Here is a 25,374-nt window from a genome sequence, read left to right on the forward strand (position 1 = left end):
GTCATGCCCGAGGCCGATCACCGCTCAGCCGGCCCACCCGGCCCACCCGGCTCTCATCCCGCCGCCGAGCGGTACTTCCGCACGGACAGGGTCCGGAATATGACGATGATCAGGACCGAGTAGATCAGTGAGGCCCAGACCGGGTGCTGCATGGGCCAGGCGTCGGACGGTGACACCCCGGGGTTGCCGAACAGCTCGCGACAGGCCTGGACGGTGGCGCTGAACGGGTTCCAGTCGGCCACATGCTGCAGCCAGGGCGTCATCCGGCTGGAGTCCACGAACGCGTTCGAGATGAAGGTGACCGGGAAGAGCCAGATCAGCCCGCCGGAGGTGGCCGCCTCGGGGGTGCGGACCGAGAGGCCGATGAGCGCGCCGACCCAGGTGAAGGCGTACCCGAGGAGGAGCAGCAGGCCGAAGGCGCCGAGCACCTCGCCGAAGCTGGTGTGGGTGCGCCAGCCGACGAGCAGGGCGACCACGGCCAGCACGGCGAGAGTGAGGGCCGTCTGGACCAGGTCCGCGAGCGTCCGCCCGGTGAGCACGGCCCCGCGCGCCATGGGCAGCGAGCGGAAGCGGTCGATGAGCCCCTTGTGCATGTCGTCGGCGATGCCCGCTCCGGCACCGGCGGTGGCGAAGGTGACGGTCTGCGCGAAGATGCCGGCCATCAGGAACTCGGTGTAGACGTCGGGGTTCGTGGTGCCGCCGATGTTCATGGAACCGCCGAACACATAGGTGAACAGCACCACGAACATGATGGGCTGGATCAGCCCGAAGATGACCATTTCCGGGATGCGGGACATCCGGATCAGATTGCGCTTGGCGACGACCATCGAGTCCCGGACGGACCGGGTGATCGGATTGCCGGACGGTGCGACGCGCGCGGCGCCGGTGACGGCACTCACCTCGCCCCCTCCTTTCTGCGGCCGCGCCCTTTGGCGTCGCCGGCCGCGCCGGTCTCCTCGGCCTCGTCCTTCACCTCGGCGAGGTGTCCCGTGAGGGAGAGGAACACATCGTCGAGGGTGGGGCGGCGCAGGCCGATGTCGTCGATCTCTATGCCCCGGGTGTCCAGCTCGCGGATGACCTCGGCGAGGAGCTTGGCACCGCCGGTCACGGGCACGGTGAGCTTGCGGGTGTGCTCCTCGACGGTGGTCTCGCCCTTGCCGAAGCCGGTGAGCACCTCGACGGCGTCCGGGATGCGCTCACGCTCGTGCACGACGACCTCGACGCGCTCGCCGCCGGTGCGGGCCTTGAGCTGGTCGGAGGTGCCGCGTGCGATGACGCGGCCGTGGTCGACCACCGCGATGTCGTGCGCGAGGTGGTCGGCCTCTTCGAGGTACTGGGTGGTGAGCAGCAGGGTCGTACCGCCGGAGACCAGCTGCTTGATCACCCCCCACAGCTCCTGGCGGTTGCGCGGGTCGAGGCCGGTGGTGGGCTCGTCCATGAACATGACCGGCGGCGACACCACCAGGGCGGCGGCCAGGTCGAGCCGGCGGCGCATTCCGCCGGAGTACGTCTTGGCGGGCCGGTCGGCGGCGTCGGCGAGATGGAACTGCTCCAGCAGCTCGCCCGCGCGCACCTTCGCGGCCTTGGCCCGCATCTGGTAGAGCTGGCCGACCATCTGCAGGTTCTCCCGGCCCGTCAGATACTCGTCGACCGCGGCGAACTGGCCGGAGAGGCCGACCGAGCGCCGTACGGCGTCGGGGTCCTTGAGCACGTCGATGCCGGCGACCACGGCCCGGCCGCTGTCGGGCCGCAGCAGGGTGGTGAGGCAGCGGACGGTGGTCGTCTTGCCCGCGCCGTTCGGCCCGAGCAGACCCAGGACGGTGCCCTCGGGGACGTCGAGGTCGACGCCGTCGAGGGCTCTTACGTCACCGAAGGTCTTCACCAGACCTTCGGCATGGATGGCGCCTGGCATGTGATGTCTCCACGTCTTTGGGGTTCTTCACAGCGGTGTTGGGATGGTGGTGTCGGGGTCTTCGCAGCGAACACGAGACACACCATAACGCGATGTATCGCGTCTCTCAATGGACTTACCCGAACGAGTGACGAGCGACTGCCGAAGGGGGCGCCGACCTCAGCCGACCTCAGTCGATGACGGTGTAACCCGCCTCGCGGAGCGCGTGGTTGACCTCGGCGCAGTGCTTGGGGCCCCTCGTCTCCAGGTGCAGCTCGACCTCCACCTCCGTGAGCCCGAGCCGGGGGTCGGTCCGTACGTGACTCACATCCAGGACATTAGCGTCGACCACTGACAACACTCCCAGAAGTGTGGCGAGGGCGCCGGGGCGGTCGGTGAGGCGGAGGCGTACCTGCAGGTAGCGGCCTCCCGCGGCCATGCCGTGCCGCAGGATGCGCTGCATGAGGAGCGGGTCGACGTTGCCGCCGGAGAGCACCGCGACGACCGGGCCCTCGAAGGACCCCGGATCCCGCAGCAGGGCCGCGACGGGGCTGGCACCGGCCGGTTCCACAACCAGCTTGGCCCGCTCCAGGCAGAGCAGCAGGGCGCTGGAGAGGTTGTACTCCGAGACCGTACGGACCTCGTCCACCAGGTCGGCGACGATCCCGAACGGTACGTCGCCGGGCCGTCCGACCTTGATGCCGTCGGCCATCGTCGCCGGATTCTCCACGGCCACGGGCACCCCTGCGGCCAGGGACGGCGGGTACGCGGCGGCGCCCTCGGCCTGGACTCCGACGACCTTCACGTCCGGCCGCAGCGCCTTCACCGCGACCGCGATACCGGCCGCGAGCCCGCCGCCGCCGATCCCGACGACGATCGTGCGCACCTCGGGGCACTGCTCCAGGATCTCCAGGCCGACCGTGCCCTGACCGGCGATGACGTCATGGTGGTCGAACGGGTGGATGAAGACCGCGCCCGTCTCCTCCGCGTGCTCCCGGGCGGCGGCCAGCGTCTCGTCGACCACCGTGCCATGCAGCCGCACCTCGGCGCCGTACTCCTCGGTCGCGCTGATCTTCGGCAGCGGGGCGCCCTTCGGCATGAAGACCGTGGAGCGCACCCCGAGCAGCGAGGAGGCGAGGGCGACGCCCTGGGCGTGGTTTCCGGCGCTCGCGGCGACCACACCGGCGGCGCGCTCCTCGGGCAGCAGGCCCGCGATCCGGACGTACGCGCCGCGCAGCTTGAACGAGCCGGTCCGCTGCAGGTTCTCGCACTTGAGGTGCACCGGGGCGCCGACGAGTTGCGACAGATGCCTGCTGCCCTCCATGGCGGTGACACGTGAAACGCCCGTAAGCATCTTCTGCGCGCCTCGCACGTCGTCGATCGTCACGCGCGGAAAGGAGTCAGCCGTGCTGTAGCTCATGACCACAGTCTCGCAGTTCACAGGGGCCGAACGCGGGTGTGACCAAGGGCCGGGACCCGGTTTCAGCGGGGCCCGTACACCCCACGCCCGGTCCGCGTACTCTGTCCCCCAACCCAGCGCCTCACGCATGAATTGAGCCTTTGGCCATGCCCACAACACCTGAAATGTCGATGGACATGACGACCGTCGGTGACAACGGTCTTCTCGACACGCTGCAGCACGAGGTCGCGGTGTTCGCACGCCGTGCCGAACAGACCCGGCTCGGCGGCGTCGGGCAGGTGCGCAACTCCATGGACCGTGCCGCGTACCTGCTGCTCAACCGCCTCGACAACGAAGGCCCGATGGGCGTCAAGGCGCTCGCCGCGAGCATGGGGATCGACTCCTCGACGGTGACCCGCCAGGTGGCGCCGCTCGTGGACACCGGACTCGTCAAGCGCACCTCGCACCCGGAGGACGGCCGGGCCGTGGTGCTCCAGCTGTCGCCGCGCGGGCTGTCCCGCCTTGAGGAGGTACGTTCCTCCAGGCGTCAGCTGATGGCCGAACTGACCCAGGACTGGGACCCCGAGGAGCGCGAGGCGTTCTGCTCCCTCCTCACCCGCTTCAACACCGCGCTCTCGACCCGTATGGCGGCGGCGCCGGAGGCCCCGTCGCCGTCCTGACCCTTGACCGCACCCCCGCTCCTGGCCTGATATGAGACCGGGACCCGTCGTGGGCGGCGGCCCAGGCCGGATCCGGCCGGGCCCGCTCCCCTCAGGGGCGGCGTCGGACGGGAGGGCGTGGTGCGAGATCGGCATGTGGCCCCGGGCGCCCGCCGGGCCCGGGAGTTCGAGGCGTTCGTCGCGGGTGCGGCGGGACGGCTGCTGCGGACCGCCACCCTGCTCACGGCGGAGCCCGCGGACGCCAACCCGCGCGCGCGGCGGCTGCTGACCCACGCCCTCGCCCACACGTACGCCGGCTGGGACCGGCTGCGGGGCGAGGACCCCTACGACCGGACCCGGCAGCAGTTGGCCGTCCGCTTCGCGCGCGAGGCCTGGCACCACCACGCTCTCTTCGGCCACGCGCGCGGGGGCGTACTGGGCGTGCTCAGCCCCCAGGAGCGGCTGATCCTCGTCCTGCGGCTCCACGAGGGCGTCGCCGAGGAGCAGACGGCGGCGCTGCTCGGGCTGCCAGTGGAGCGCGTACGGACGATCTGTCTGCGCGCGATGGCGACCGTTCTGCATCCACCGCGCGCAGGCGCGCGCGGGAAGAAGGTGGTGGAGGTGGCGCCGTCATGAGTCTGCGGGACCGCGAGGCGGCCGTACGGCAGATCCTGGAGCGCGGGCGGATGCCGGTGCCGCCCGACCTGTGTGCGGCGGCGGTACGGCGTGGCGGGCGCGTGCTGCGGCGCCGGACGGCGGCCCGGCACGTGATGTGGCTGGTGCTGACGGCCGCCGTGGTCGCGTTCTTCGTGTGGGCGCTGACCGCCCGCCCCTGGGTGGAGCCGCCGTCGACGACGACCCCCCAGGTGACGGGCTGGTGAGCGCCCGGGGCCGGGGCCCAGGCGGCGGTCCGGCTCGTGGTGGCCCTTGGGCCTCTCGTGCCTAGCCCAGGGCCTGCTGGAGGTCCTCCAGGAGGTCGTCGACGTTCTCGATGCCCACGGAGAGGCGGACGAGGTCGGCGGGGACCTCCAGGGCCGAACCGGCGGCCGAGGCGTGCGTCATCCGGCCCGGGTGCTCGATCAGGGACTCGACGCCGCCCAGGGACTCGCCGAGGGTGAACACCTTGGCCCGGTCGCAGACCGCGACGGCCGCCTCCTCGCCGCCGGTGACCCGGAACGACACCATGCCGCCGAACGCCTTCATCTGCTTGGCGGCGACCTCGTGCCCGGGGTGCTCGGGCAGCCCCGGGTAGAGCACGCTCGCCACGCGCGCGTGGCGGGTCAGCATGTCGGCGACCTTGGTGGCGTTCTCGCTGTGCCGGTCCATGCGGACGGCGAGCGTCTTGGTGCCGCGCAGCACCAGCCAGGAGTCGAAGGGCCCGGCGACCGCGCCCATCGCGTTCTGGTGGTACGCCAGTTCCTCGCCCAGTTCCTGGTCGCCGACGATCAGGGCGCCGCCGACGACGTCGGAGTGGCCGCCCATGTACTTGGTGAGCGAGTGCACGACGACGTCCGCGCCGAGCGCGAGCGGCTGCTGGAGGTAGGGGGTGGCGAAGGTGTTGTCGACGACCAGCTTCGCGCCCGCCTCACGGGCGACCTGGGCGACGGCCGGGATGTCGGTGATGCCGAGCAGCGGGTTGGAGGGGGTCTCCACCCAGATGACCTTCGTCTTCGGGGTGAGGGCGGCCCGTACGGCCGTGGGGTCGGAGGTGTCGGCCACGGACCAGTCCACGCCCCACCGGGAGACGACCTTCGCGAAGAGGCGGAACGTGCCGCCGTACGCGTCGTTGGGGATGACCACGTGGTCGCCGGGGCTGAGCAGCGTGCGCAGCAGGCAGTCCTCGGCGGCGAGCCCGGACGCGAACGCGAGGCCGCGGCGGCCGCCCTCCAGGGCGGCGAGGTTCTCCTCCAGCGCGGTGCGGGTGGGGTTGGCGCTGCGGCTGTACTCGTAGCCGCCGCGCAGGCCTCCTACGCCGTCCTGCTTGTAGGTCGAGACCTGGTAGATCGGCGGGACGACCGCGCCGGTGAGGGGATCCGCGGTGTTGCCGGCGTGGATCGCGAGGGTCTCGAAGTGCGTGTGGCTGTCGCTCATGAACCGAGCGTATGCCCTCCGCGTGGTGGGCCGGGCGCCTCATGGGGTGGGGGCAACTGTGCTTTGGCGGGTGCGGGTGCGTCGTGGCTGGTCGCGCCCACGCGGCGGAGCCGCATGTCGATACAGCCCCGCGCCCCTTTCGGGGCTGCGCCCCGATCATCCGGGCTGCGGTCGCCGGAGTTATCCACAGGCCCCCGACCGGGTTGGGCAATTGTCGGTGGCTTCTGGAACCCTTGGCGTATGGAGATTCTCTGGGTCCTGATGGCGATGCTCATGATCGGCTTTGTGGCGTGGCCGATCCTGGCGCGCCGGCGGGCCGGTATTCAGCAGGTCGAGGCGGGGCATCCGGACGCGGCGGACCCGGCGAATTACGGGTTCGTGCGGCAGGAGCTGCTGGACGTGCGGATGCCGGGGCCGGACCAGGATCTGCTGGATGTGCTGGACGTGGTGCAGCGGTCCCAGGACTACCGGGCGGCGAAGCAGTTGCTGGCCGGTACGGAGGCGGTCGGCGAGGTCCGGTGGCAGCGGGTGCAGGCCTTCGCGGGCGCGGCGGCGCTGGAGCTGGCGCAGCGGCCCGGCGGGGTGGGCGAGACGCCGGGCGGGCAGTGGCTGCGGGTGTGGCGCGCGGAGGCGCCGAAGGACGCGGGCGGCGCGGCCGTGCACGCGGAGTTCCTGGTGCAGCAGGCGTGGCGGACGTCGACGCCGGGCACGGACGACTTCCGGATCATCATGGAGGAGGCCAGATCGGCGTGCGGCGACGCGGCGCTGCTGGCCCCGGGCGACCCGATCCCGTACATCGTCGAGCTGTCGGTGGCGCGGGGCCTCGCGTACTCCCGTGAGGAGTTCGAGCAGCTCTGGCTGAAGATCCTGGACCGGGCGCCGGCGCACATGGGCGCCCATCTCGCGGCGCTGCACTTCTGGTGCGAGAAGTGGCACGGTTCACGGGAGCTGGCGTACTCCTTCGCCGAGGCGGCGGCCGCCCGCGCCCCGCAGGGCTCGCTCCTCGCGGCCATGCCGCTCTTCGCGGTCTTCGAGCACCTGCCCGAGGTCAACCTGGTGCAGGGCTTCTACGAGAGCGAGGTCGTCAAGAAGGCGGTCCACGGCGCCCTGTTCGCGGTGCACGCGGCGCGGCCCGACGACCCGATGCTGGCCCATGTCCGCCATCTGCTGATCTTCTTCCTGGTCCGCTCCGAGCGCTGGTCCGAGGCCATGAACCAGCTCGTCCACGTCGACGGCCATGTGGGCGCCCTCCCCTGGACCCTGACCTCCGACCCGGCCGCCGACTACGCGGTATACCGGGCCCTGGCGGTGGCGGGCTACGAGGCGAACGGCGGCACCCCGGCGACCTTGCCGCACTGAACCCCCAGCCCTCCGAGCCCTCCGAGCCCTCCGAGCCCGCCGAGCTCCCGACACCCCCGGCACCCCCCAGGCCCCCAGTAAGCCCTTGCAACCCCGCACACCCGTGCGAAATACTCCGCCCCTCACACCTCTTGGTCATGGACACGTCCGCGACCGTCCGATTTCACCGCATAACCGTATGAATGATCGTTCGCGATCTTTCCCGTGGGGGGACCTCTGCCCAATGGGCGCGACCCTGCGCGCACTGCGCGCTCTCGTGCTGCTCGCCGGCTTCCATCTGCTCGGCGTGATCCTGCTCGCGGCGCTCGCCGGCGCCGACTACCTCCTCTACCTGCACGCGCCGTCCGCCGTCGCCGTCAAGCTGTACGTGGTCTCCGTCCTGCTCGCGATCCCGCTGATCCGCGGCCAGTTCATGCTGCGGACCCCGAAGGGCGAGGAGCCGCCGGGCCTGCCGGTGACGGAGGCCGAGGAACCCGAACTGTGGCGGACCGTACGGGAGTTGGCCGACCGGGTCGGTACCCGGGCGCCCACCCGGATCACGCTGACGGCCGAGGTCAACGCCGCCGTCGCCGAGGACGCCCGGCTGCTCGGCCTGCTGCCCGGCCCACGCCGCCTCTTCCTCGGCGTACCGCTGCTGCAGGGCCTGACCGAGGCGCAGCTGCGCTCGGTCCTCGCCCATGAGCTGGGCCACTACTCCAACGCCGACACCCGGCTCGCCGCGATCACCGTCCGCGGCCGGGCCCAACTGCTGCGCACCGTCCGGCACTTCGAGGAGCGCGCCGACAAGAGTGCCGGACGCGAGCGGGCCCGGCAGGAGAAGAAGAACGCCAGGGCCGCGGCCAAGGGGAAGAAGACCAAGGAGATCGACACCCGGCACGTGGGCCTCACGTACCGCGCGATGGCGAAGATCTACATCGGCTACGCCAAGCTGTACATCCGCGCCACCCTGGCCGGTTCGCGCCGCCAGGAGTACGCCGCCGACGACGCCGCCGCCCGTATCGCCGGCCGGGACGCCACCGCGTCGGCGCTGCGCGAGATACCCGTGCTGGACACCGCGTACGACTTCTACATGAACAGCTTCGCCACGCTCGGTGCCGAGGCCCGGCTGATGCCGCCGCGCGGCGAGTTCTTCGGCGGCTACGGGCGGCTGCTCTCCGCCCGCCAGCTCGAACTGGTCGGCCTGCGCGCCGAGTTGTCCACCGAACCGGCCTCGCCGTACGACTCGCACCCGCCCGTCGCCGACCGGGTCGCGCGGATCGAGGCGCTGCCCGCCGACGACCGCGCGGACGAGGCCAGGGGCGCGGCGCTCGGGCTGCTCGCCGACCCGGACCGGACCCTCGCGGCGCTGGAGGACGCGGTGCTCACCGACGACGTGCTGCGGTTCCGGCGCACCGGTGACTGGCCGGAGCTGCTCGACGGTTCGATGGCCGCGCGCTTCGCCTCCCTCGACACCGCGCTGCACCGGGCGCTGGCGATGTACACGAAGGGCCGGCCGTCCCTGGCCGCGCTGCTGAAGGTGATCGACGACGGTCAGCTGTGGCAGCTGGCGCGGCGGCTGCCGATGTCCGACCAGGCGGCCGAGGCGCGGGGGCGGGCGTTCCGCGAGTTCGTACGGCCGTCGCTGGCGGACGGACTGCAGAACATGGTGCTGGCCGAGCTGAGCGCCCACTCCCGGCTGAGCTGGGACTTCTCCTGGTCGGAGCCGGTCGTGGTGCGGCTGCCGCCCGCGCCGGACGGCACGGAGCCCGACCTCGACGCCGCGATCGAAGCGGCGGTCGCCGACCATCCCGACACGGGCCCGCTGCGCACGCTGCTGCCCACGCCCCAGGGCCCCGCCGCCCGAGAAACGGACGCACCGCGATGACCGTACTGCTGTGGATACTGGCCGTCCTGGCGGTACCGACCCTGCTCTTCGGGCTCTGGATGGCCTGGGTCTTCCTCAAGGAGTTCTTCTCCCCCAGCGGCGACGCCGCCCAGGACACCGCCGAGGCGATGGGGCTGCTGCCCGCCGAGCGGCAGAACACCGACTTCGCCGGTCCGCTCCCGGCCGCCATGGAATCGGCGCTGGCCGCCGTGCGCGGCGGCGACTGGAAGGCCGCCGCCAAGCTGCTGCAGGACATCGGCCGGGACTGGGAGCGCCGGTCCTGGGTCGCGTATCTGCTGGCCGACATCGCGGCGGAGGAGGACGACTGGCTGCTCGCCTGGGAGGCGGACCGCCCCGAGGACCCGGACGCGGCCGTCGTCCGCGCCCGCAGCACGGTGATCCTGGCCTGGCGGCTGCGCGGCGGGAAGCGGGCCAAGTACACGACCAGCGAGCAGTTCGGCGGCTTCCACCGGATGCTGGAACGTTCCCGCGAGGAGATCGGCCGGGCCGCGGCGCTCAACCCCGACGACCCGACGCCGTACGTCACCGAGATCTGGGTGGCGCTCGGGCTCGGCTATCCGCACTCCGAGATGGACAAGCTCTGGACGGAGATCACCGCACGGGCGCCGCACCACTACGAGGCCCACTTCTCGGCGCTGCAGTACTGGTGTGCGAAGTGGCGGGGGTCGGAGAAGCTGGCGCGGGAGTTCGCCGAGCGCGCGGCGGCCCAGGCGCCGCTGGGCAGCCTGCTCAGCGCGTTCCCGCTCATCGCGCACTTCGAGCACGACACGTCCGACGACAACAGCGTGGACCGTACGCCGAGGATGATCGGCCGTGTGGACGCGGGCCTCGCGGACGCGGCGGCGGCCGATCCGGCCCACCCGCGCCTGCCGGAACTCCGGCACCTCCTGGCGTACTACCTCTCCCTCCAGGACCGCGACGAGGCCGCGCTCGAACAGTTCAAGCTGGTCGACGGGTACGTGGACGCCCTGCCGTGGCGCTACCAGGGCGACGGCGAGGCGGTGGCGGCGTTCTACTGCCGCATCCGGAACTCGTCGGCACAGGCGGTGGCGGCGACGGCGACGGGGGCCTCGGCGGACTGAGCGGCGCCGGAGACGGAGACCGCGCCCTCGGCGGACCGAGCGGCGCCGCGAGAGGAACGCGCCACGGAATGCGGGCGGTACCTGGAACGTTCCTCAGGTACCGCCCGCTCTTTCCGAGCCCCAAGGAGGAGGAGTTCCCATGCTCTTCGGCCGCACGCCCCAGCTGCCCACCCCCGAGCAGGCTCTGCGTGGCCGCGCCGAGCCGCCGTTCGCCGTCCCCGACCGTCACACCGTCCTCGGCACCCCGCTCCTCGGCCCCTACCCGGAGGGGTACGAGGTGGCCGACTTCGGCCTCGGCTGTTTCTGGGGCGCCGAGCGGAAGTTCTGGCAGCTCCCGGCGGGCGTGTGGACGACCCTCGTCGGCTACCAGGGCGGCTCCACGGAGAACCCCACCTACGAGGAGGTCTGCTCCGGCCTCACCGGCCACACCGAGGCGGTCCGCGTGGTCTACGACCCCGCGCTCATCTCCTACGAGCGTCTCCTCCAGGTCTTCTGGGAGTCCCACAACCCCACGCAGGGCTACCGTCAGGGCAACGACGTCGGCACCCAGTACCGCTCCGCCGTCTACACCCACACCCCGGCCCAGGCCAAGTCCGCCGAAGCCTCCCGCGAGGCCTACCAGCGGGTCCTGACCGCCGCCGGCCACGGCGACATCACCACCGAGATCCTCCCGGCCGAGGGCCGCACCTTCTACCCCGCCGAGCCCTACCACCAGCAGTACCTGGACAAGAACCCGGCGGGCTACTGCGGCATCGGCGGCACGGGGGTGTCCTGCCCGATCGGGGTGGCGAAGGCGGAGGGCTGACGGGGTCGGTTCGCTCCGGTATGTGCGCGTCCGGTGGGGGCTGGTCGCGCAGTTCCCCGCGCCCCTGAAAAGCAGCGGCTGCGCCGCGTGCTTTTCATCTTTTAGGGGCGCGAGGAACTGCGCGAGAAGCCCCACTCAGCCGCGGACGAAAACGGTCGTCCCCAGATCGTCAGGTCGTCAGGTCGTCAGATCGTCGACGTGTCGATCACAAAGCGGTAGCGGACATCGCTCGCCAGCACCCGCTCGTACGCCTCGTTGATCTGGTCCGCACGGATGAGTTCGATCTCGGCGCCGAGGCCGTGCTCCGCGCAGAAGTCGAGCATCTCCTGGGTCTCCTGGATGCCGCCGATGCCGGACCCCGCGAGGGTCTTGCGGCCGCCGATGACGGAGAAGAGGTTGAGCGCGACGGGCTCCTCGGGCGCGCCCACGTTCACGAAGGCGCCGTCGGTCTTCAGAAGGGACAGGTACGCGTCGAGGTTCAGCGGAGCCGAGACCGTCGACAGGATCAGGTCGAACGTGCCCGCCAGCTCCTTGAACGTTGCCTCGTCGCTCGTCGCGTAGTAGTGGGTCGCGCCCAGCTTCAGGCCGTCGTCCTTCTTGCGGAGGGACTGCGACAGGACGGTCACCTCGGCGCCGAGCGCGTCGGCGAGCTTGACGCCCATGTGGCCGAGGCCGCCGAGACCGACGACGGCGACCTTCTTGCCGGGGCCGGCGTTCCAGTGCCTGAGCGGGGAGTACGTGGTGATGCCGGCGCACAGCAGCGGCGCGGCCTCGTCGAGGGCGATGCCGTCGGGGATGCGTACGGTGAAGGCCTCGTCGACGACGATCTTCTCCGCGTAGCCGCCGTAGGTGGGCTCGCCGTCCTTGCCGATGGCGTTGTACGTGCCGACGTTGCCCTGGAGGCAGTACTGCTCCAGGCCCGCCCGGCAGTTCTCGCACTCACGGCAGGAGTCGACCATGCAGCCGACGCCGACCTTGTCGCCGACGGCGAACTTGGTGACTCCGGAGCCGACCGCCTCGACGACACCGGCGATCTCGTGGCCCGGGACCATCGGGAAGATCGCCTCGCCCCAGCCCTCACGGGCCTGGTGGATGTCCGAGTGGCAGATTCCGGCGTACTTGATGTCGATCAGAACGTCGTGCTCACCGACCTCGCGGCGCTCGATCGTGGTGCGCTCCAGCGGAGCCTTGGAGGAGGGCGCCGCGTAGGCGGCGACAGTGGTGGTCATGCCGGGATTCTCCTGATCGTCGTCCCGCATCCGGCCTGCCTTCCGGCCGGCTGCGGATACCAGCCTGCCCCAGATCCCAGAGGTCACCCAGGCCACGGCTTTGCGTACGTCCGCCGGTCCTACCACTGGCGGGGTCAGGATCGCAGGCGTACGCAGTCGTACGACCATGAATACTTGGGGTATGGACGAACAGCCCGAAGCCGCACAGGAGCCCCAGGCCGGTGGGGCCGCCGCCGGGGCCGCCGGCGCGCTGGACCGGCGTGCCGAGCTGAGCGAGTTCCTGCGCACCCGGCGGGCCCGGCTGAAGCCGGAGGACGTGGGGCTGCCGGCGTTCGGACGGCACCGGCGGGTCCCCGGGCTGCGCCGGGAGGAGCTGGCCCAGCTCGCCGGGGTGTCCGTGGCGTACTACACGCGGCTGGAGCAGGGCAATGGGCGCAATGTGTCGGCGGAGGTGCTCGACGCCATCGCGCGGGCCCTCCAGCTGAGTGACGCGGAGCACGCCCATCTCACGCATCTCGCGAAGCCGAAGGCGCACAAGAAGAAGCGCTCGGCCCGTCCGCAGCAGGTGCGCGGTGCCCTGCGGCAGCTGATCGACACCATCGACGGCATCCCCGCGTACGTCACCGGCCGGCGCTCGGACATCCTCGTCTGGAACCGGATGGCGGCGGCGGTGTTCGGGGACTGGTCGGAGCTGCCGCCGCACGAGCGCAACTGGGCGCGGATGGTGTTCCTGCGGCCCGACTACCGGGATCTGTACATCGACTGGGACCAGAAGGCGGCCGACATCGTCAGCTATCTGCGGATGGACGCGGGCTGCCATCCGGACGATCCGCTGCTGTCGGCGCTGGTGGGCGAGTTGTCGGTGAAGAGCGAGGAGTTCCGGCGGCTGTGGGCGACGCACGACGTGAAGGAGAAGAGCCACGGGGTGAAGCGCATGCACCACCCCCTGGTCGGTGAACTCACCCTCTCCTTCGAGACGTTCAGACTGCCCGACGACCACGAGCAGAGCCTGATCACCTACCACGCCAAACCGGGCTCCCCGTCCGCCGACGCCCTCCGCCTCCTGGCCAGCTGGGGCACGGACGCGACGACCCGGGCGACGACGGCGAGGCCGTAGTAGTCCCCTCTCACCTGCCGAAATACGCGTCGTGGATCGTCACCGCCGACGTGTTCCCCTTCTTGTCGGTCACCTCGGCGCGCAGGGACACGCTCTTGCCCGCCGCCGGGGTCTTCTGGGTGAACCTGCCCTTCTTCACGGTGACTTCGGTCCACTTCTGGCCGTCGCCGGACACACGCGCGTACACGGCCAGCGACTTGAGGTTCTGGCCGGCCGCCGCGCCCTGCACGGTGACCCGGACGGTGCCCTTCGAGCCGGCCGGGGCCGTGCTGTCGAGGCCCAGGAACGGGGCACCGAAGTGGACGACGGAGACCGGGAGTTTCCTGTCGCTCGTGGTCTTCTTCGACGTGAAGGTCCAGCTCGCGTCGATCCGGGACGAGGCCGTGGCGAGGCCGGCGGAGCGGGAGAGGGAGGTGGTCAGCCGGTAGACGGCGAGCTCCGCCGGGACCGTGAACTGCCCCGACCCGTCCAGCGCGTCCGTACCGGAGGCGAACTTCGCGCCGCCGCGGTACAGGGTCGTCGTGACCTTCTCGTAGAAGGACGACCCGGCGTGCCCGCGTCCGTCGGCGAACATCGGCAGCAGACCGTACAGCTGGTTCCCGTCGCGCCGGATGCCGTGGAACCCGGCGATCCGCGGGCCGAACACCCCGACGTTGAACGTCTGTGCGTACGTCCGGCCTGCCTTGAAGGTGCGGCTGTCGCCGGTCGTGTAGTAGGCGTCCAGGACCGGGAAGCCCTGTTCGTCCTCGGCGCCGTACTGCTCGAAGTCGAGGGTCCACCGCACCCCGCCGACGGCGGAGAGATACAGCGTGCGGGTGCCGGGCAGCCGCTGCGGGACGGCCGCGGCGGGTGAGCCGGAGCCGTCGGGGAGCGTGGCCCAGGGGATGACGGTCCCCCTCTTGCCCGCGACGGAGGAGCCCATACCGGCCTTCACCGTGGCCAGTTCGCCCTTCTTCCAGCGCTTGGTGAAGCCGGTCGCGAGCTTCCCGACCTCGCCCCCGGTGGTGACGGCGTACTGCGTGCCGTCCCCCTCGGCCCACTGGCCCGCCCAGTTCTGGCTGAGCCGCCCGCCGGTGACCTTCGGCCCGAGATGCGCGGTGCGGAAACCCTCGTACGTGTCGAGGAACCAGCCGAAGGTGTACCGGTCGCCGCCCGCCCGCAGGGTGAAGTCCGGTGCCGCGACGACCGGTTCGGCGGCGCCGCCGGGCACGGTGATGTCCACCGGTTTCGCCGTACGCGCGTCCAGCGTGAGCGTGGTCCGCCTGTCCACGGTGAGCACGGGCCGGGACAGCCAGGCCGCGCCCTTGGCGTAGTCCTTCGGGTCCACGACGATCCCGGCGTTGAAGATGTACGTCCCCGCGGGCACCCGCAGCTCGACCGTGCCGTCCTCGTCGTAGGGCGTGAACCAGGTGCCCGCGGCGAGCCCGGAGATCCCGGTCAGGTCGATCATGTGGTGGACGGCCGGCCCGCCGTCCCGGTCGACCGTCTTCAGCGTGAGGTCGTACGACTCCTTCTCGCGCTCCACGGCCGCCGCCGTCCGTACGGCCTGTCCGCCGCCGGTGGCGGTGACGTACGCCGTGTAGTGGCCGTCGAGTTTCCCGCCGAGCCTGGTGTTCGCCACCAGGTCGACCGTGGCCCTGCCGCCGCCCGGGACGGTGACCTTCTTGCCGCCGCCGCCGAGCTTGAAGAAGCCGGCCGGGGCGGGCTTGCCGTTCGGGGCGGTGCCGGTGACCGCGAGGCTGAGGGTGACGGCCTTGGTGCCGAGGTTGCGGTAGGCGAGTTTCCTGGTCACCGGCTTGTCGTCGGTGTGCGGCCACTTCTGGAGGCCGAAGTCGACCGAGACGGGGTCGGCGACGATCTTCTGCTTGATCGCCTTGTCCACGCGGATACGGCCCGAGCCCTGCTCGAACGGCGTGTACGGGCCGCCCTTGGCGGAGGCGACGAGGGCGGCCTTCAGCTCGGCGGACGTCCACGTGGGGTGCCGCTGCTTGAGGAGGGCGGCGGCGCCCGCGACATGCGGGGTCGCCATCGACGTACCGGAGATCGTCAGATAGCCCTCGGGCCGCTGCCCGACCTCCTGTTCGATGACGCTGCCCGGGGCCGCGGCGGCGGTGACGGCGACACCGGGCGCGGTCACGTCGGGCTTGATCTGGCCGTCCATACCGGGGCCCCGGCTGGAGAACGAGGCGAGCCTGTCCTTGTCGTCGACCGCGCCGACGGTGAGCGCGGCGGCGGCACTGCCCGGCGAGCCGACGGTCCGCGCGCCTCCTTCGCCCTCGTTGCCGGCGGCGACCGCGAAAAGGATGCCCTTCTCCGCGGAGAGCTTGTCGATCTGCGCCTCCATCGGATCGACCTCGGGGGTGTCGCCGCCGCCCAGGCTGAGGTTGACCACGTCGGCGCCCTGCTCGGCGGCCCACTCCATGCCCGCGATGATCCCGGAGTCGTCGCCGTAGCCCTCGTCGCTCAGCACCTTGCCGTTGAGCAGCTTGGCCCCGGGTGCGACGCCCTTGAACTTCCCCTTGGATTTCGCCCCGGTGCCCGCCGCGATGGAGGCGACATGTGTGCCGTGGCCGTACTTGTCGGTGGTGTCGGGCGAGGTGGAGAAGTTCTTGTCGGCGATCACCTGGCCCTTGAGGTCCGGGTGGGTCGCGTCGACGCCCGTGTCCAGGACGGCGATGGTGACGCCCTTGCCGTCGTAGCCCGCCTTCCACACCTTCGGGGCGCCGATCCGCGCGACGGACTTGTCGAGGCTGACCTTGCGCACGCCGTCCAGCCAGAGGTGGGCGACCCCGGTGGCGGTGGTGCCGTCGGTGTCGGTGACCGCCTTCCACAGCGCGGCGGCGTCGTCCCCGGGCGTGAGCACCGCGTCGGCGTTCAGGGTCTTCAGGGTGCGGCGGATCTTGGTGCCGCCCGCGTCCCGTACGTCGGCGCGGGCGTCGGCGGCGGTTCCCGTGTAGCCGACGATCAGCTTCAGGCCCTGCTGCTGGGAGGTGCGGGTCACAGGCCTGTTCAGCACGGTGACGTCGAACAGTCGTTTGTCGACCCGGCCGGTGGCGATGAGCCGGGCCGCGTCGGCCGGCAGGACATAGGTGTGCCCGTCGACCTGGCGCAGCCGCACCGGCACCCCCTCACGGCCCTTCGCCCGCTCCAGTCCGAGCACCCGGCCGTCGGCGCCGACGAGGACACGGTCACCGGTGACGAGAGTGAGGCGACGGCTCGCGCCGAGGCCGGCCCCGCCGACGCCGGCAAGGGCTTCGAGGCCCGTGCCGGTCGGGCCGGTCGTGTCGGTCGTGCCGGTCGTGCCGGTCGGGTGCTCGGACATCGCGGACGCCGGGCTGGTCGGGCCCGCCGTCAGTGCCACCGCGGACGCCATGGCCGCGAGCGCGGCCGTGCACGCGCTTGTCGTGTGTCTGCGCAAGACTCCCCCTTGATCCGGTTCAAGATCCGGTTCATCCGCCCAGGGGACGTTCCGCACATATGCACGTCAAATCCCCCGGTCTCCGCAGTATGACCGGGGGTCAACTCGTGTCACATACCTCGCGGCTGGGCGCAAAGCGGCGAAGTCCGGGCCACGCGCGACCCGCACGCGCCCCGGACTCCACATCAACGCGCCCCGCGCCAGGGGCGCATGGCACCGCGGGGGCCTCACGCCCCGGCGTTCTCCTTCACCGTGATCCGCCCCTTGCGGATCGTCGCGACCCGGGGGGCCTTCTTCGCCAGCGCCGAGTCATGGGTGACCATGACGAAAGTGAGCCCGTGCTCCTTCCAGAGGGTCTCCAGGACCTCCATGATCTCGTCGCGGGTGGACTCGTCGAGGTTGCCGGTGGGCTCGTCGGCGAGCAGCACCTTCGGGCGCTTCACCAACGCGCGGGCGATCGCGACGCGTTGCTGCTGACCGCCGGAGAGTTCGGCCGGCAGATGCCCGAGCCGCTCCCCCAGCCCCACCGACTCCAGCGCCTGCGCGGCCCGCTCCCGCCGCTCCTTCGCCTTCACCCCGAGCGGTACGAGGGCCGTCTCGACGTTCTCCTGCGCGGTCAGCGTCGGGATCAGGTTGAAGCTCTGGAACACGAACCCGATGTTCTCGCTCCGCACGGTCGTGAGCCTGCCCTCCGACAGCTTCGCCAGATCGGTCCCGTCCAGTTCGACGCTCCCGTCGGACGGCTTGTCCAAGCCCCCGAGCATCTGCAGCAACGTCGACTTCCCACCCCCGGTCGGCCCCTGGATGACCAGCCGGTCCCCATCGGCGATCGTGAGATCGACCCCCTCGAGCGCGGTCACGGTGTCCTTCCCCCGCGCATACCGCTTGGTGACACCACTGAGTACGTACATGGATTCAACAACTCCTGGAATCGAGCCAATTCAGCCGCGGGCAGCCGTACCGCCGCCCTACTCCACCCGCCGCAGCGCGTCCGCCGGCCGCAGCCGGGACGCCCGCCAGCCACCGAACGCCCCGGCGATCAGGCCGCCCGCGACGGCGAGCCCCACCGCGACCCCGATGGTCGTGACGCTGACGGGCGCCGTGAGGGCGACTTCCAGCGCGTTCGAGGCGGCCTGCTGCCCGCCACCGGGGCCGCCCCCGCCGGGGAACCCACCCCCGCCGGGACCACCACCGCCCGGGCCGCCGAAGCCACCGCCCGTCGCCCCGATCTCCGCCTGCAGCGTCGGACTGATCGCCGTCACGAGGTACGCCCCGCCGAGCCCGAGCGCGATGCCGAGCGCACCGCCGACCAGCCCGTTGACGACGGCCTCACCGACGACCTGCCGGGTCACCCGCCCCGACTTCCACCCCAGCGCCTTGAGCGTGCCGAACTCCCGCACCCGCCGCGACACGGCCGACGAGGTGAGCAGCCCGGCCACCAGGAACGCGGCCACGAGCACCGCGATCGACAGCCACTTGCCGACGTTGGAGGCGAGGTCGGAGGCCGTGGACAGCGATCCGGAGACCGTGTCGGCGAGGTCGGCGGAGGTGGTGACGGTCGTCCCGTCGATGTTCTTCTGGATGGCCGCCTTGACGCTGTCGATCCGCTGCGAGTCGCTCGCCTTCACATAGATCGTGGTGACCTTGTCCTTGGAGTCGCTGAGCGTCTGCGCCTGCTTCAGCGGCAGGTAGAGGTTGGCCGCCGCGTCCCCGCTGTCGGGCGTCGCGATGCCGATGACCTCGTACTTGACGCTGTTGATCGTGACACTGCCCCCGACCTTCAGCTCCTTCTCCTTGGCGTACGACGCGTCCGCGACGACGACCTTCGCGTTCGTCTCGGACGTCTTGAACGTACGACCGCTGGTGATCTTCGAGGAGGTCAGCGGACCCAGCGCGGGCTCGGTGACGTCCGTGCCGTACACGGAGTAGTTGTCGACGTCGAACTCGGCGCCACCGCCCTCGACCCGTCCCTCCGGCTGCCCGGTGCCGCCGCCGTTCTGGCCACCGCCACCGGGACCACCCTGCTGACCGCCGGCACCGCCGGCCCCTTCGCCCTGCTCGAACTGCCCGCGCCGGAACTGCCCGTCCACCTTGACGACTTGGAGGCTGAGACCACCGACGGCCTCCGAGACGCCCGCCTGTTCACCGACCTCGGTGACGGTCGACGCGGCCAGCGTCTGGAAGCCCCGGACCATGACGAGGTCGCTGCTCTGCTGCTCGTCGGAGTCCTCGTCCTGGGCGTCGAACTCGAACCGCGGACGTTCGCCGCCGTTCTGGCCGCCCGCGGCGGCGGCCTTGGTGACGGTCATGTCCGTACCCAGGCCGTACAGGGATTCGAGCACTTTCCCCTGTGCCTTCTCCATGCCCGAGGACACGGAACTGACCACGATCACCAGCGCGATGCCCAGGGCGAGGCCGGAGGCGACGACGAGGGCCGCCTTTCTGCGGCGGCGCAGTTCGCGCCTCAGGTAGGTGAAGAACATGGCGGCAAGCTAGGTACGCCGCGTGATGAAGGGATAAGTCCCCGCTGAGAGCCTGATGAGAACCCTGTGGGCAGCCCCGGAAAGAGCGATGCCGCCCCTGGGTGTCCAGGAGCGGCATCGAAGCGTCGAACAGCCGGTACGGCTGACGCGGTGGATGGGATCAGACCGCGGAACCGGCCTTCCAGTCGGCCCAGTTGAGGTTCCAGCCGTTGAGGCCGTTGTCCGGGGCGACCGTCTTGTCGCCGGTGTTCCGGATGTCGACGACGTCACCGACGATCGAGTTGTTGTAGAACCAGTAGCCCGCCGTGCCCTTGTCGTTGGCACCCTTGGTGTCGTTCAGACCGACACAGCCGTGGCTGGTGTTGACGCTGCCGAAGACCGAGTCGGCGCCCCAGTAGTTGCCGTGGATGAACGTCCCGGAGGTGGTGAGACGGATGGCGTGCGGCACGTCCTTGATGTCGTACTCGCCCTTGCCGTCGTCGTCGGTGAAGCCCACGGTCGCGCCGTTCATGCGCGTCTCCTTGAACTTCTCCGACATCACCATGACGCCCTGGTAGGTCTTGTTCTCGGGCGAACCGGCGGAGATCGGGATGGTCTTGATGACCTTGCCGTCCTGCGTGACCTTCATCGTCTTGGTCTTGGCGTCGACGATCGAGACCTGGTTGCGGCCGATCTTGAAGGTCACGGTCTTCTGCTGCACACCGTAGACACCCTCGGCGCCCTCGACCCCGTCGAGCGCGAGCTTCAGGGTGACGGTGGAGTTGCCCTGCCAGTAGTCCTCGGGGCGGAAGTCGAGGCGGTTGGCGTTGAACCAGTGCCCGACGACCTCCTGGCCGGAGCTGCTGGAGACGGTGATCCCCTTCTGCACCTCGGCCTTGTTGGTGATCGCCTTGTCGAAGTTGATCGAGACCGGCATACCGACGCCGACGGTCGAGCCGTCCTCGGGCGTGAAGTTGCCGATGAAACTGTTGGCGGGCGAGACCGTCGTGAACGCCGAGTTCTCGTGGGCCTCGCGCCCCTCGGAGTCCTCCGCGGCGGCCGTGATCTTGTACCCGGTGGACCGCTCCAGCTGGGTGCTGGGCGCCCAGCTCTTCTTGTCCGCGGATATCTCACCCTCGACGGCGGCACCCTCGGCGGTGGTCATCGTCACCTCCGTGAGCGTGCCCTTGCTCACGGTGACCTTGGCCGAGTTGTTGATGGAGGCGTTGTCCGAGCCGTCCTTCGGCGTGATCTTGATGTCCGCCTCGGAGGTCTTCTCCGCCGCCGCCTTGTCGGCCTGGGCCTGGGAGGAGTCCCCGCCGTCGTTCCCGGACGCGCTGTCGCTGTCACCCCCGCTGCACGCAGAGAGCACCAGCACCCCACCGAGCAGTGCGGACGCGACCGTCAGGCCCCTGCGCCGCTTACTGTTCGTCATCACACGCTTCTCCATCGTTGCCGAATCCCCAAAACCCCGAAGATCCCCGTAAGCACTTAAACACCACTACGGCTCGCGGCCGTTCCGCTCGCGCGGATATGTGGGATACGCCACTCCACCCGCAACGGATCGACGGCGACCCGGCGGCGGTGCACAGGTGAGCACAAGTGGCTGGTGCGCCCCTTGAGACGACAGAACCCCGGGCGGCGGTTGCCGCCCGGGGCCATCAATTTCCCGAGCCGCTCAGCCGAGTCGGTCTTCCTCCTCGTCCTCCAGGTCATCATCCTCGCCGAGACCCCATTCCGGCGAATCGGGGTCGTAGTCGATTCCCTCACTGCTCCAGGAGGCCTGGGCCAGTTCGACCCCCGGGACCTCCCCGACCAGGTCGAACGGGTCGATCAGGTAGGCGAGGGCCTCAGCCGTGTCCTCCGTCACCGCGCTCTCGGCGTGTACCCGTTCATCGGCGGGCATATCGGAGTCGTCCGCGATCCGCCGCAATGCGGCGCCGGTGACGGCCTCCACATCCTCGACCTCGACCACCAATTCCACGCGAAGCCGGACAAACTGTGATGTCTCCGTTGTACTCATGGTCCGGAGCGTACGGCTCACAGGTCACGCGACTTTCCCACGACCCGCGCCTTTCATTAGCATCGCTCCCTACGGCCAATTCGCCAGCGCCACAAGGGGATCGATATTCCGTGTCCGTCGCACGTCGCGCGTCGTCCACCACCCGCCGAACGCTGCTGACCGCCACCGCCGCGGGCACCCTGCTGGGCGCCCTGTGGTTCGTGCCGTCCGCCAACGCGACGCAGGAGGCGACCCCCCTGCGCGACCGGACGGCCACGACGACCGCCGCCGACACCCGCGAACTCGCCGACACGGGCAGCCCCAACACCACGCCGTACGTCATCGGCGGCACCACGCTGCTCGGCCTCGGCACGGCGTTCCTCGCCTACGCGATCCGCCGGGAGCGCGAGGATCTTGGACCGGTGGAGGGCGCGTAGTCGTCCGCGGGTTCGGTGGGGGCTTCTCGCGCAGTTCCCCGCGCCCCTTAAGGGCCTACGGCCCTTTCGGGCCGAAAAAGCAGGGGCACAGCCCCGCTTTTTCAGGGGCGCGGGGAACTGCGCGACCAGCCCCCACCGAACCCACACGTACCCACCCACCCCACGCGGAGCGCGACGGCGGGGGCGAGAAAAATCAGGCGAGCGGCCCGGTGACGGACTCGGCGGCCGCCACCAACCCCCCACCCCGCACAAACCCTTCGGCCAACGCCAGATCGGGCGCCAGGAACCGATCCGGCCCAGCCCCCTCCACCCCCACCGCCCGCACCGCACCCACCACGGCCCGAGTAGCCGGCGCGGCCACCAGCCCCTCCCGCAGCTCAACCCCCCGCGTCCCCGCGTACAACTCCACGGCCAGCACCCGCGACAGCCCCTCCACGGCCGTCCGCAGCTTCCGCGCCGCCGACCACCCCATCGACACATGGTCCTCCTGCATCGCGGAGGACGGAATCGAGTCCGCCGACGCCGGCACGGCCAACCGCTTCAGCTCACTCACCAGCGCCGCCTGCGTGTACTGAGCGATCATCAGCCCGGAATCGACGCCCGGATCGTCCGCGAGGAACGGCGGCAGCCCGTGCGACCGGTTCTTGTCGAGCAGCCGGTCCGTCCGCCGCTCCGCGATCGACGCGAGATCGGCCACCGCGATGGCGAGGAAGTCGAGCACGTACGCGACGGGCGCCCCATGGAAGTTCCCGTTGGACTCCACCCGCCCGTCCGGCAGCACCACCGGGTTGTCGACCGCCGCCGCCAACTCCCGCTCGGCGACGAGCCGCGCGTACGCGACGGTGTCCCGCCCGGCCCCGGCCACCTGCGGAGCACACCGCACCGAGTACGCGTCCTGTACGCGAGGCGCGTCGTCCTGATGGTGGCCGGTGAGCCCCGAACCCTTCAGCACCGCCAGCATGTTGGCGGCGGAGGCGGCCTGCCCGGGATGCGGGCGGATGGCGTGCAACTCCGGCGCGAGGACCCGGTCCGTACCGAGCAGCGCCTCCAGGGAGATCGCGGCGGTGATGTCGGCGGAGGTGTACAGCAGCTCCAGGTCGGCCAGCGCCATGACCAGCATGCCGAGCATGCCGTCGGTGCCGTTGAGGAGGGCCAGCCCCTCCTTCTCGCGCAGCTCCACGGGCGTGATGCCGTGCTCGGCGAGCAGTTCCCCGGCGGGCCGTACGACGCCGTCCGGGCCCTCCGCGTCGCCCTCGCCCATCAGGGTGAGCGCGCAGTGGGACAGCGGCGCCAGATCGCCGGAGCAGCCGAGCGAGCCGTACTCGTGGACCACCGGCGTGATCCCGGCGTTGAGGACGTCGGCCATGGTCTGCGCGACCTCGGGCCGGACGCCGGTACGGCCGGAGCAGAGGGTCTTCAGCCGCAGGAACATCAGCGCGCGGACCACCTCGCGCTCGACCCGCGGCCCCATGCCGGCCGCGTGCGAGCGGACGATGTTGCGCTGCAGCCGGGCCCGTAGCTCCGGGCTGATGTGCCGGGTCGCGAGGGCGCCGAAGCCGGTGGAGACCCCGTAGACGGGCTCCGGCTTGGCCGCCAGCGCGTCCACGATCCCGCGGGCCGCGGCGAGGGCCGCCACCGCCTCGTCGGAGAGCTCGATCCGGGCGCCGGCGCGCGCCACGGCGAGGACGTCGGCCGCGGTGACCCCGGACGTCCCGAGGACCACCGTGTCCACAGAGTGCATATCCATATTCAGGATCGTAGGGACTGAATCGCCGAATGTCACGACCGAACGAGGGAGGGACTCCTTACCGCCCCACCCGGCACCCCACCCGACGCCCCTCCCGTCACCCCACTCCCGAACTATCCGCGTAGATCAGAAACACATCAGAAAACGATCCGAGATCGCTCCGAGGTTGATCAGAATGCGCAGGTCAGAGCAGGTTCGACCACGACACACGAGTAAGGTCGAAACACACCCCGAACAGGCCCACGGCCCACTCCCCCCTTGGCCGTGGGCACCCCAGGGCCGCGCGCCGACTCGACCCGGCGCGCGGCCCACCCCCAGGCCGGACACGGTCTAGGACCGCCGCCCTCGAATTTGGCGCCGGTCTCCCGGATGCGCGGGATCCACCGGCGCGGGCGGCCGGTCGGCGAGGCTGACCACCGGGTCCTCGGCCCCGTCCCCCTCCCGCCCCGCGACGACCGGCTCGACGGAACCGGCGGCCTTGGCCCGGTACTGCGCCGCGTCGGCCAGCCGGAAGAGCCGCCGGGCGGAGCGCAACGGCCCGATCGGATCCCCGGTGGAGGCGACCCCGCACGCGACCCCCTCGCCCGGCTCCAACTCCCGTGCCCGTACGCACAGATCGCCGGCGACCCGCACGACCTCGTCCGCCGACGGCCCCACCGCGAGCAGACAGAACTCGTCCCCGCCGAGCCGCGCGACCAGGACACGGGGCAGTGCGGCCGCGCAGCGCGACAGCACGGACCCGAAGCGCTCCAGCAGCTGATCCCCCATCGCATGCCCGTACGAGTCATTGACCTTCTTCAGACCGTTGAGGTCACAGACGACGAGGCTGATCACCGTGCCGTCGCGCCGGTGCGCCTCCATCGCCTCGTCGAGCCGGAGGTCGACCGCGCGCCGGTTGCCGAGGCCGGTGAGGGGGTCGGTGAAGGCGAGCCGCCGGGCCTCCTCCAGCCGCTCGGACTGCGCGAGCCCGGCCGCCACGACCGAGGCGAGCACGGTCGCGAACGCGGCGTCGTCGCCGTGGAAGACGGGCTCCCCGGCGGGCCGGGCCACATACAGCTCGCCCCAGGCCCGGCCGTTCATCACGACGGGCGCCACCACACAGCAGCCGCGCCCGCGCCGGCGCAGCGCGGCGACCCGCTGATGGCAGTAGCCACCGGGCCGCCGCCCGGCGACCGGCCCGGCCGCCGTCTCCACCCAGGCGTTGGGCTCCCCGCCCTCCAGCCACCGCTCATGCAGGAACTCGGCGATCTCGGGGAACTGGTGCACCGGATACGTCTCGTCCTCCGGGAACTCCTCCTCGTCCGCCGCCCGGTTCCCCACATTGACCAGCACCCGCAGCAGCCCACGCTCCCGCTCCCACACGGACAGCGCGGCGAAGCTCCCCGACAGGGCCCGGCACGACCCGTCCGCGGCCGCCCACCACGTCTCCCGCGACGTACGCGCCCCCGCCATCCCACGCGCCAACGCCACCACGGCCCTCAGCCGCCTGTCCTCTCCCATCACCCCAGGCTAGGGAGCTTCCCCCCAATCCGAGACGTTAGCGAGCCGAACAGGGGTACGGGGCCGCCGGCAACCGGGCTGGCAACAAAGCCCGACGCCACTCGAAGGCACGGGACCACCCACGAGCCGCCTCCCCACACAGCGAGCGCCCACACCAGAGCCACGGGACCCAGTCCCGGTACGCCGAGCACGTCACGAACCGCCCCGACACCGGCCGCGCAGCCCCGGTCGGGGCGCCCCACCCGACCGGGTGAAGACGAAGCCCTGAGCTCGGGAGAGCGGGGCCACCCG

21 protein-coding genes are annotated in these 25,374 nt (G+C 71.1%); 9 read left to right on the plus strand and 12 right to left on the minus strand.

The window, feature by feature from the left end:
* Window positions 1–53 precede the first annotated feature (53 nt).
* From ACZ7MG_RS07930 to ilvA, 3 genes are all read right to left on the minus strand, one after another.
* Window positions 54–899, minus strand: coding sequence for an ABC transporter permease (locus ACZ7MG_RS07930; protein ID WP_471388067.1), 846 nt, complete (start codon window positions 897–899; stop codon window positions 54–56).
* A complete protein-coding gene (locus ACZ7MG_RS07935) occupies window positions 896–1,912 on the minus strand; it encodes an ATP-binding cassette domain-containing protein (RefSeq protein ID WP_471388070.1) in 1,017 nt (338 codons plus the stop codon). Before ACZ7MG_RS07935 ends, ACZ7MG_RS07930 begins: the two co-directional genes overlap by 4 nt.
* 169 nt (window positions 1,913–2,081) lie before the next feature.
* Window positions 2,082–3,311: a threonine ammonia-lyase gene (ilvA, locus tag ACZ7MG_RS07940; RefSeq protein WP_471388073.1), complete on the minus strand. Its 1,230-nt coding sequence runs from the start codon at window positions 3,309–3,311 to the stop codon at window positions 2,082–2,084.
* 164 nt (window positions 3,312–3,475) lie between these two features.
* Here ilvA and ACZ7MG_RS07945 point away from each other — a divergent pair, with 164 nt between their 5' ends.
* From ACZ7MG_RS07945 to ACZ7MG_RS07955, 3 genes are all read left to right on the plus strand, one after another.
* A complete protein-coding gene (locus tag ACZ7MG_RS07945; protein WP_193242052.1) occupies window positions 3,476–3,970 on the plus strand; it encodes a MarR family winged helix-turn-helix transcriptional regulator in 495 nt (164 codons plus the stop codon).
* A gap of 120 nt (window positions 3,971–4,090) precedes the next feature.
* Window positions 4,091–4,585 carry a sigma factor-like helix-turn-helix DNA-binding protein gene (locus ACZ7MG_RS07950; RefSeq protein ID WP_471388076.1) on the plus strand — a complete coding sequence of 165 codons (495 nt, stop codon included), beginning with the start codon at window positions 4,091–4,093 and terminating at the stop codon, window positions 4,583–4,585.
* Window positions 4,582–4,830, plus strand: coding sequence for a hypothetical protein (locus tag ACZ7MG_RS07955; protein WP_471388079.1), 249 nt, complete (start codon window positions 4,582–4,584; stop codon window positions 4,828–4,830). The genes ACZ7MG_RS07950 and ACZ7MG_RS07955 overlap by 4 nt, the downstream gene beginning before the upstream one ends.
* Window positions 4,831–4,891: 61 nt before the next feature.
* On the opposite strand, the gene ACZ7MG_RS07960 is transcribed toward ACZ7MG_RS07955, so the two are convergent.
* Window positions 4,892–6,040, minus strand: coding sequence for a cystathionine gamma-synthase (locus ACZ7MG_RS07960; RefSeq protein WP_471388082.1), 1,149 nt, complete (start codon window positions 6,038–6,040; stop codon window positions 4,892–4,894).
* A 240-nt stretch (window positions 6,041–6,280) separates the two neighbouring features.
* On the opposite strand from ACZ7MG_RS07960, the gene ACZ7MG_RS07965 reads away from it, so the two are divergent.
* The 4 genes from ACZ7MG_RS07965 (at window position 6,281) to msrA (ending at window position 11,171) form a co-directional block, all read left to right on the plus strand.
* Window positions 6,281–7,399: a hypothetical protein gene (locus ACZ7MG_RS07965; protein WP_471388084.1), complete on the plus strand. Its 1,119-nt coding sequence runs from the start codon at window positions 6,281–6,283 to the stop codon at window positions 7,397–7,399.
* Between the two features lie 223 nt (window positions 7,400–7,622).
* Window positions 7,623–9,263: a M48 family metalloprotease gene (locus ACZ7MG_RS07970; protein WP_471388087.1), complete on the plus strand. Its 1,641-nt coding sequence runs from the start codon at window positions 7,623–7,625 to the stop codon at window positions 9,261–9,263.
* Entirely contained in the window at window positions 9,260–10,366 is a 1,107-nt protein-coding gene (locus tag ACZ7MG_RS07975) for a hypothetical protein (RefSeq protein WP_471388090.1), read from the plus strand. The genes ACZ7MG_RS07970 and ACZ7MG_RS07975 overlap by 4 nt, the downstream gene beginning before the upstream one ends.
* 139 nt (window positions 10,367–10,505) lie before the next feature.
* Window positions 10,506–11,171: a peptide-methionine (S)-S-oxide reductase MsrA gene (gene msrA / locus ACZ7MG_RS07980; RefSeq protein ID WP_471388092.1), complete on the plus strand. Its 666-nt coding sequence runs from the start codon at window positions 10,506–10,508 to the stop codon at window positions 11,169–11,171.
* 185 nt (window positions 11,172–11,356) lie between these two features.
* On the opposite strand, the gene ACZ7MG_RS07985 is transcribed toward msrA, so the two are convergent.
* Window positions 11,357–12,400 carry an NAD(P)-dependent alcohol dehydrogenase gene (locus ACZ7MG_RS07985; RefSeq protein ID WP_471388095.1) on the minus strand — a complete coding sequence of 348 codons (1,044 nt, stop codon included), beginning with the start codon at window positions 12,398–12,400 and terminating at the stop codon, window positions 11,357–11,359.
* Window positions 12,401–12,581: 181 nt separating this feature from the next.
* Between ACZ7MG_RS07985 and ACZ7MG_RS07990 the strand changes: the two genes are divergently transcribed.
* The gene (locus ACZ7MG_RS07990; protein ID WP_471388097.1) at window positions 12,582–13,517 is read left to right on the plus strand and encodes a helix-turn-helix domain-containing protein; all 936 of its coding nucleotides are present in this window, start codon (window positions 12,582–12,584) and stop codon (window positions 13,515–13,517) included.
* A gap of 10 nt (window positions 13,518–13,527) precedes the next feature.
* On the opposite strand, the gene ACZ7MG_RS07995 is transcribed toward ACZ7MG_RS07990, so the two are convergent.
* The 5 genes from ACZ7MG_RS07995 to ACZ7MG_RS08015 form a co-directional block, all read right to left on the minus strand.
* A complete protein-coding gene (locus tag ACZ7MG_RS07995) occupies window positions 13,528–16,890 on the minus strand; it encodes a S8 family peptidase (RefSeq protein WP_471388316.1) in 3,363 nt (1,120 codons plus the stop codon).
* Window positions 16,891–17,162: 272 nt separating this feature from the next.
* Window positions 17,163–17,846: an ABC transporter ATP-binding protein gene (locus ACZ7MG_RS08000; RefSeq protein WP_471388100.1), complete on the minus strand. Its 684-nt coding sequence runs from the start codon at window positions 17,844–17,846 to the stop codon at window positions 17,163–17,165.
* A gap of 57 nt (window positions 17,847–17,903) precedes the next feature.
* On the minus strand, window positions 17,904–19,418 hold the full coding sequence (locus ACZ7MG_RS08005) for an ABC transporter permease (RefSeq protein WP_471388103.1): 1,515 nt from the start codon (window positions 19,416–19,418) through the stop codon (window positions 17,904–17,906).
* 160 nt (window positions 19,419–19,578) lie between these two features.
* Complete coding sequence (locus ACZ7MG_RS08010; RefSeq protein ID WP_471388104.1) at window positions 19,579–20,847, minus strand: L,D-transpeptidase; 1,269 nt, start codon at window positions 20,845–20,847, stop codon at window positions 19,579–19,581.
* A gap of 228 nt (window positions 20,848–21,075) precedes the next feature.
* On the minus strand, window positions 21,076–21,420 hold the full coding sequence (locus ACZ7MG_RS08015; RefSeq protein WP_471388106.1) for a hypothetical protein: 345 nt from the start codon (window positions 21,418–21,420) through the stop codon (window positions 21,076–21,078).
* A gap of 110 nt (window positions 21,421–21,530) precedes the next feature.
* On the opposite strand from ACZ7MG_RS08015, the gene ACZ7MG_RS08020 reads away from it, so the two are divergent.
* Window positions 21,531–21,836, plus strand: coding sequence for a hypothetical protein (locus ACZ7MG_RS08020; RefSeq protein WP_471388108.1), 306 nt, complete (start codon window positions 21,531–21,533; stop codon window positions 21,834–21,836).
* A gap of 193 nt (window positions 21,837–22,029) precedes the next feature.
* Here ACZ7MG_RS08020 and hutH read toward each other — a convergent pair whose 3' ends face one another.
* The gene (gene hutH, locus ACZ7MG_RS08025) at window positions 22,030–23,568 is read right to left on the minus strand and encodes a histidine ammonia-lyase (RefSeq protein ID WP_471388319.1); all 1,539 of its coding nucleotides are present in this window, start codon (window positions 23,566–23,568) and stop codon (window positions 22,030–22,032) included.
* A 345-nt stretch (window positions 23,569–23,913) separates the two neighbouring features.
* The gene (locus tag ACZ7MG_RS08030) at window positions 23,914–25,083 is read right to left on the minus strand and encodes a GGDEF domain-containing protein (RefSeq protein WP_471388110.1); all 1,170 of its coding nucleotides are present in this window, start codon (window positions 25,081–25,083) and stop codon (window positions 23,914–23,916) included.
* Between the last annotated feature and the right edge of the window lie 291 nt (window positions 25,084–25,374).

Source organism: Streptomyces sp. NPDC107538 (assembly GCF_055657445.1).

What these genes read in the sequence shown, in the direction of transcription:
- ACZ7MG_RS08030 (WP_471388110.1), bottom strand. Translation starts at nt 25,083, where the DNA reads ATGGGAGAGGACAGGCGGCTGAGGGCCGTGGTGGCGTTGGCGCGTGGG.
- ACZ7MG_RS08000 (WP_471388100.1), bottom strand. Translation starts at nt 17,846, where the DNA reads ATGTACGTACTCAGTGGTGTCACCAAGCGGTATGCGCGGGGGAAGGAC.
- ACZ7MG_RS07975 (WP_471388090.1), top strand. Translation starts at nt 9,260, where the DNA reads ATGACCGTACTGCTGTGGATACTGGCCGTCCTGGCGGTACCGACCCTG.
- ACZ7MG_RS07985 (WP_471388095.1), bottom strand. Translation starts at nt 12,400, where the DNA reads ATGACCACCACTGTCGCCGCCTACGCGGCGCCCTCCTCCAAGGCTCCG.
- ACZ7MG_RS07965 (WP_471388084.1), top strand. Translation starts at nt 6,281, where the DNA reads ATGGAGATTCTCTGGGTCCTGATGGCGATGCTCATGATCGGCTTTGTG.
- ACZ7MG_RS08005 (WP_471388103.1), bottom strand. Translation starts at nt 19,418, where the DNA reads ATGTTCTTCACCTACCTGAGGCGCGAACTGCGCCGCCGCAGAAAGGCG.
- ACZ7MG_RS07960 (WP_471388082.1), bottom strand. Translation starts at nt 6,040, where the DNA reads ATGAGCGACAGCCACACGCACTTCGAGACCCTCGCGATCCACGCCGGC.
- ACZ7MG_RS07955 (WP_471388079.1), top strand. Translation starts at nt 4,582, where the DNA reads ATGAGTCTGCGGGACCGCGAGGCGGCCGTACGGCAGATCCTGGAGCGC.
- ACZ7MG_RS07970 (WP_471388087.1), top strand. Translation starts at nt 7,623, where the DNA reads ATGGGCGCGACCCTGCGCGCACTGCGCGCTCTCGTGCTGCTCGCCGGC.
- ACZ7MG_RS07990 (WP_471388097.1), top strand. Translation starts at nt 12,582, where the DNA reads ATGGACGAACAGCCCGAAGCCGCACAGGAGCCCCAGGCCGGTGGGGCC.
- ACZ7MG_RS07935 (WP_471388070.1), bottom strand. Translation starts at nt 1,912, where the DNA reads ATGCCAGGCGCCATCCATGCCGAAGGTCTGGTGAAGACCTTCGGTGAC.
- ilvA (WP_471388073.1), bottom strand. Translation starts at nt 3,311, where the DNA reads ATGAGCTACAGCACGGCTGACTCCTTTCCGCGCGTGACGATCGACGAC.
- ACZ7MG_RS08015 (WP_471388106.1), bottom strand. Translation starts at nt 21,420, where the DNA reads ATGAGTACAACGGAGACATCACAGTTTGTCCGGCTTCGCGTGGAATTG.
- ACZ7MG_RS08010 (WP_471388104.1), bottom strand. Translation starts at nt 20,847, where the DNA reads ATGGAGAAGCGTGTGATGACGAACAGTAAGCGGCGCAGGGGCCTGACG.
- ACZ7MG_RS07945 (WP_193242052.1), top strand. Translation starts at nt 3,476, where the DNA reads ATGTCGATGGACATGACGACCGTCGGTGACAACGGTCTTCTCGACACG.
- ACZ7MG_RS07995 (WP_471388316.1), bottom strand. Translation starts at nt 16,890, where the DNA reads ATGGCGTCCGCGGTGGCACTGACGGCGGGCCCGACCAGCCCGGCGTCC.
- msrA (WP_471388092.1), top strand. Translation starts at nt 10,506, where the DNA reads ATGCTCTTCGGCCGCACGCCCCAGCTGCCCACCCCCGAGCAGGCTCTG.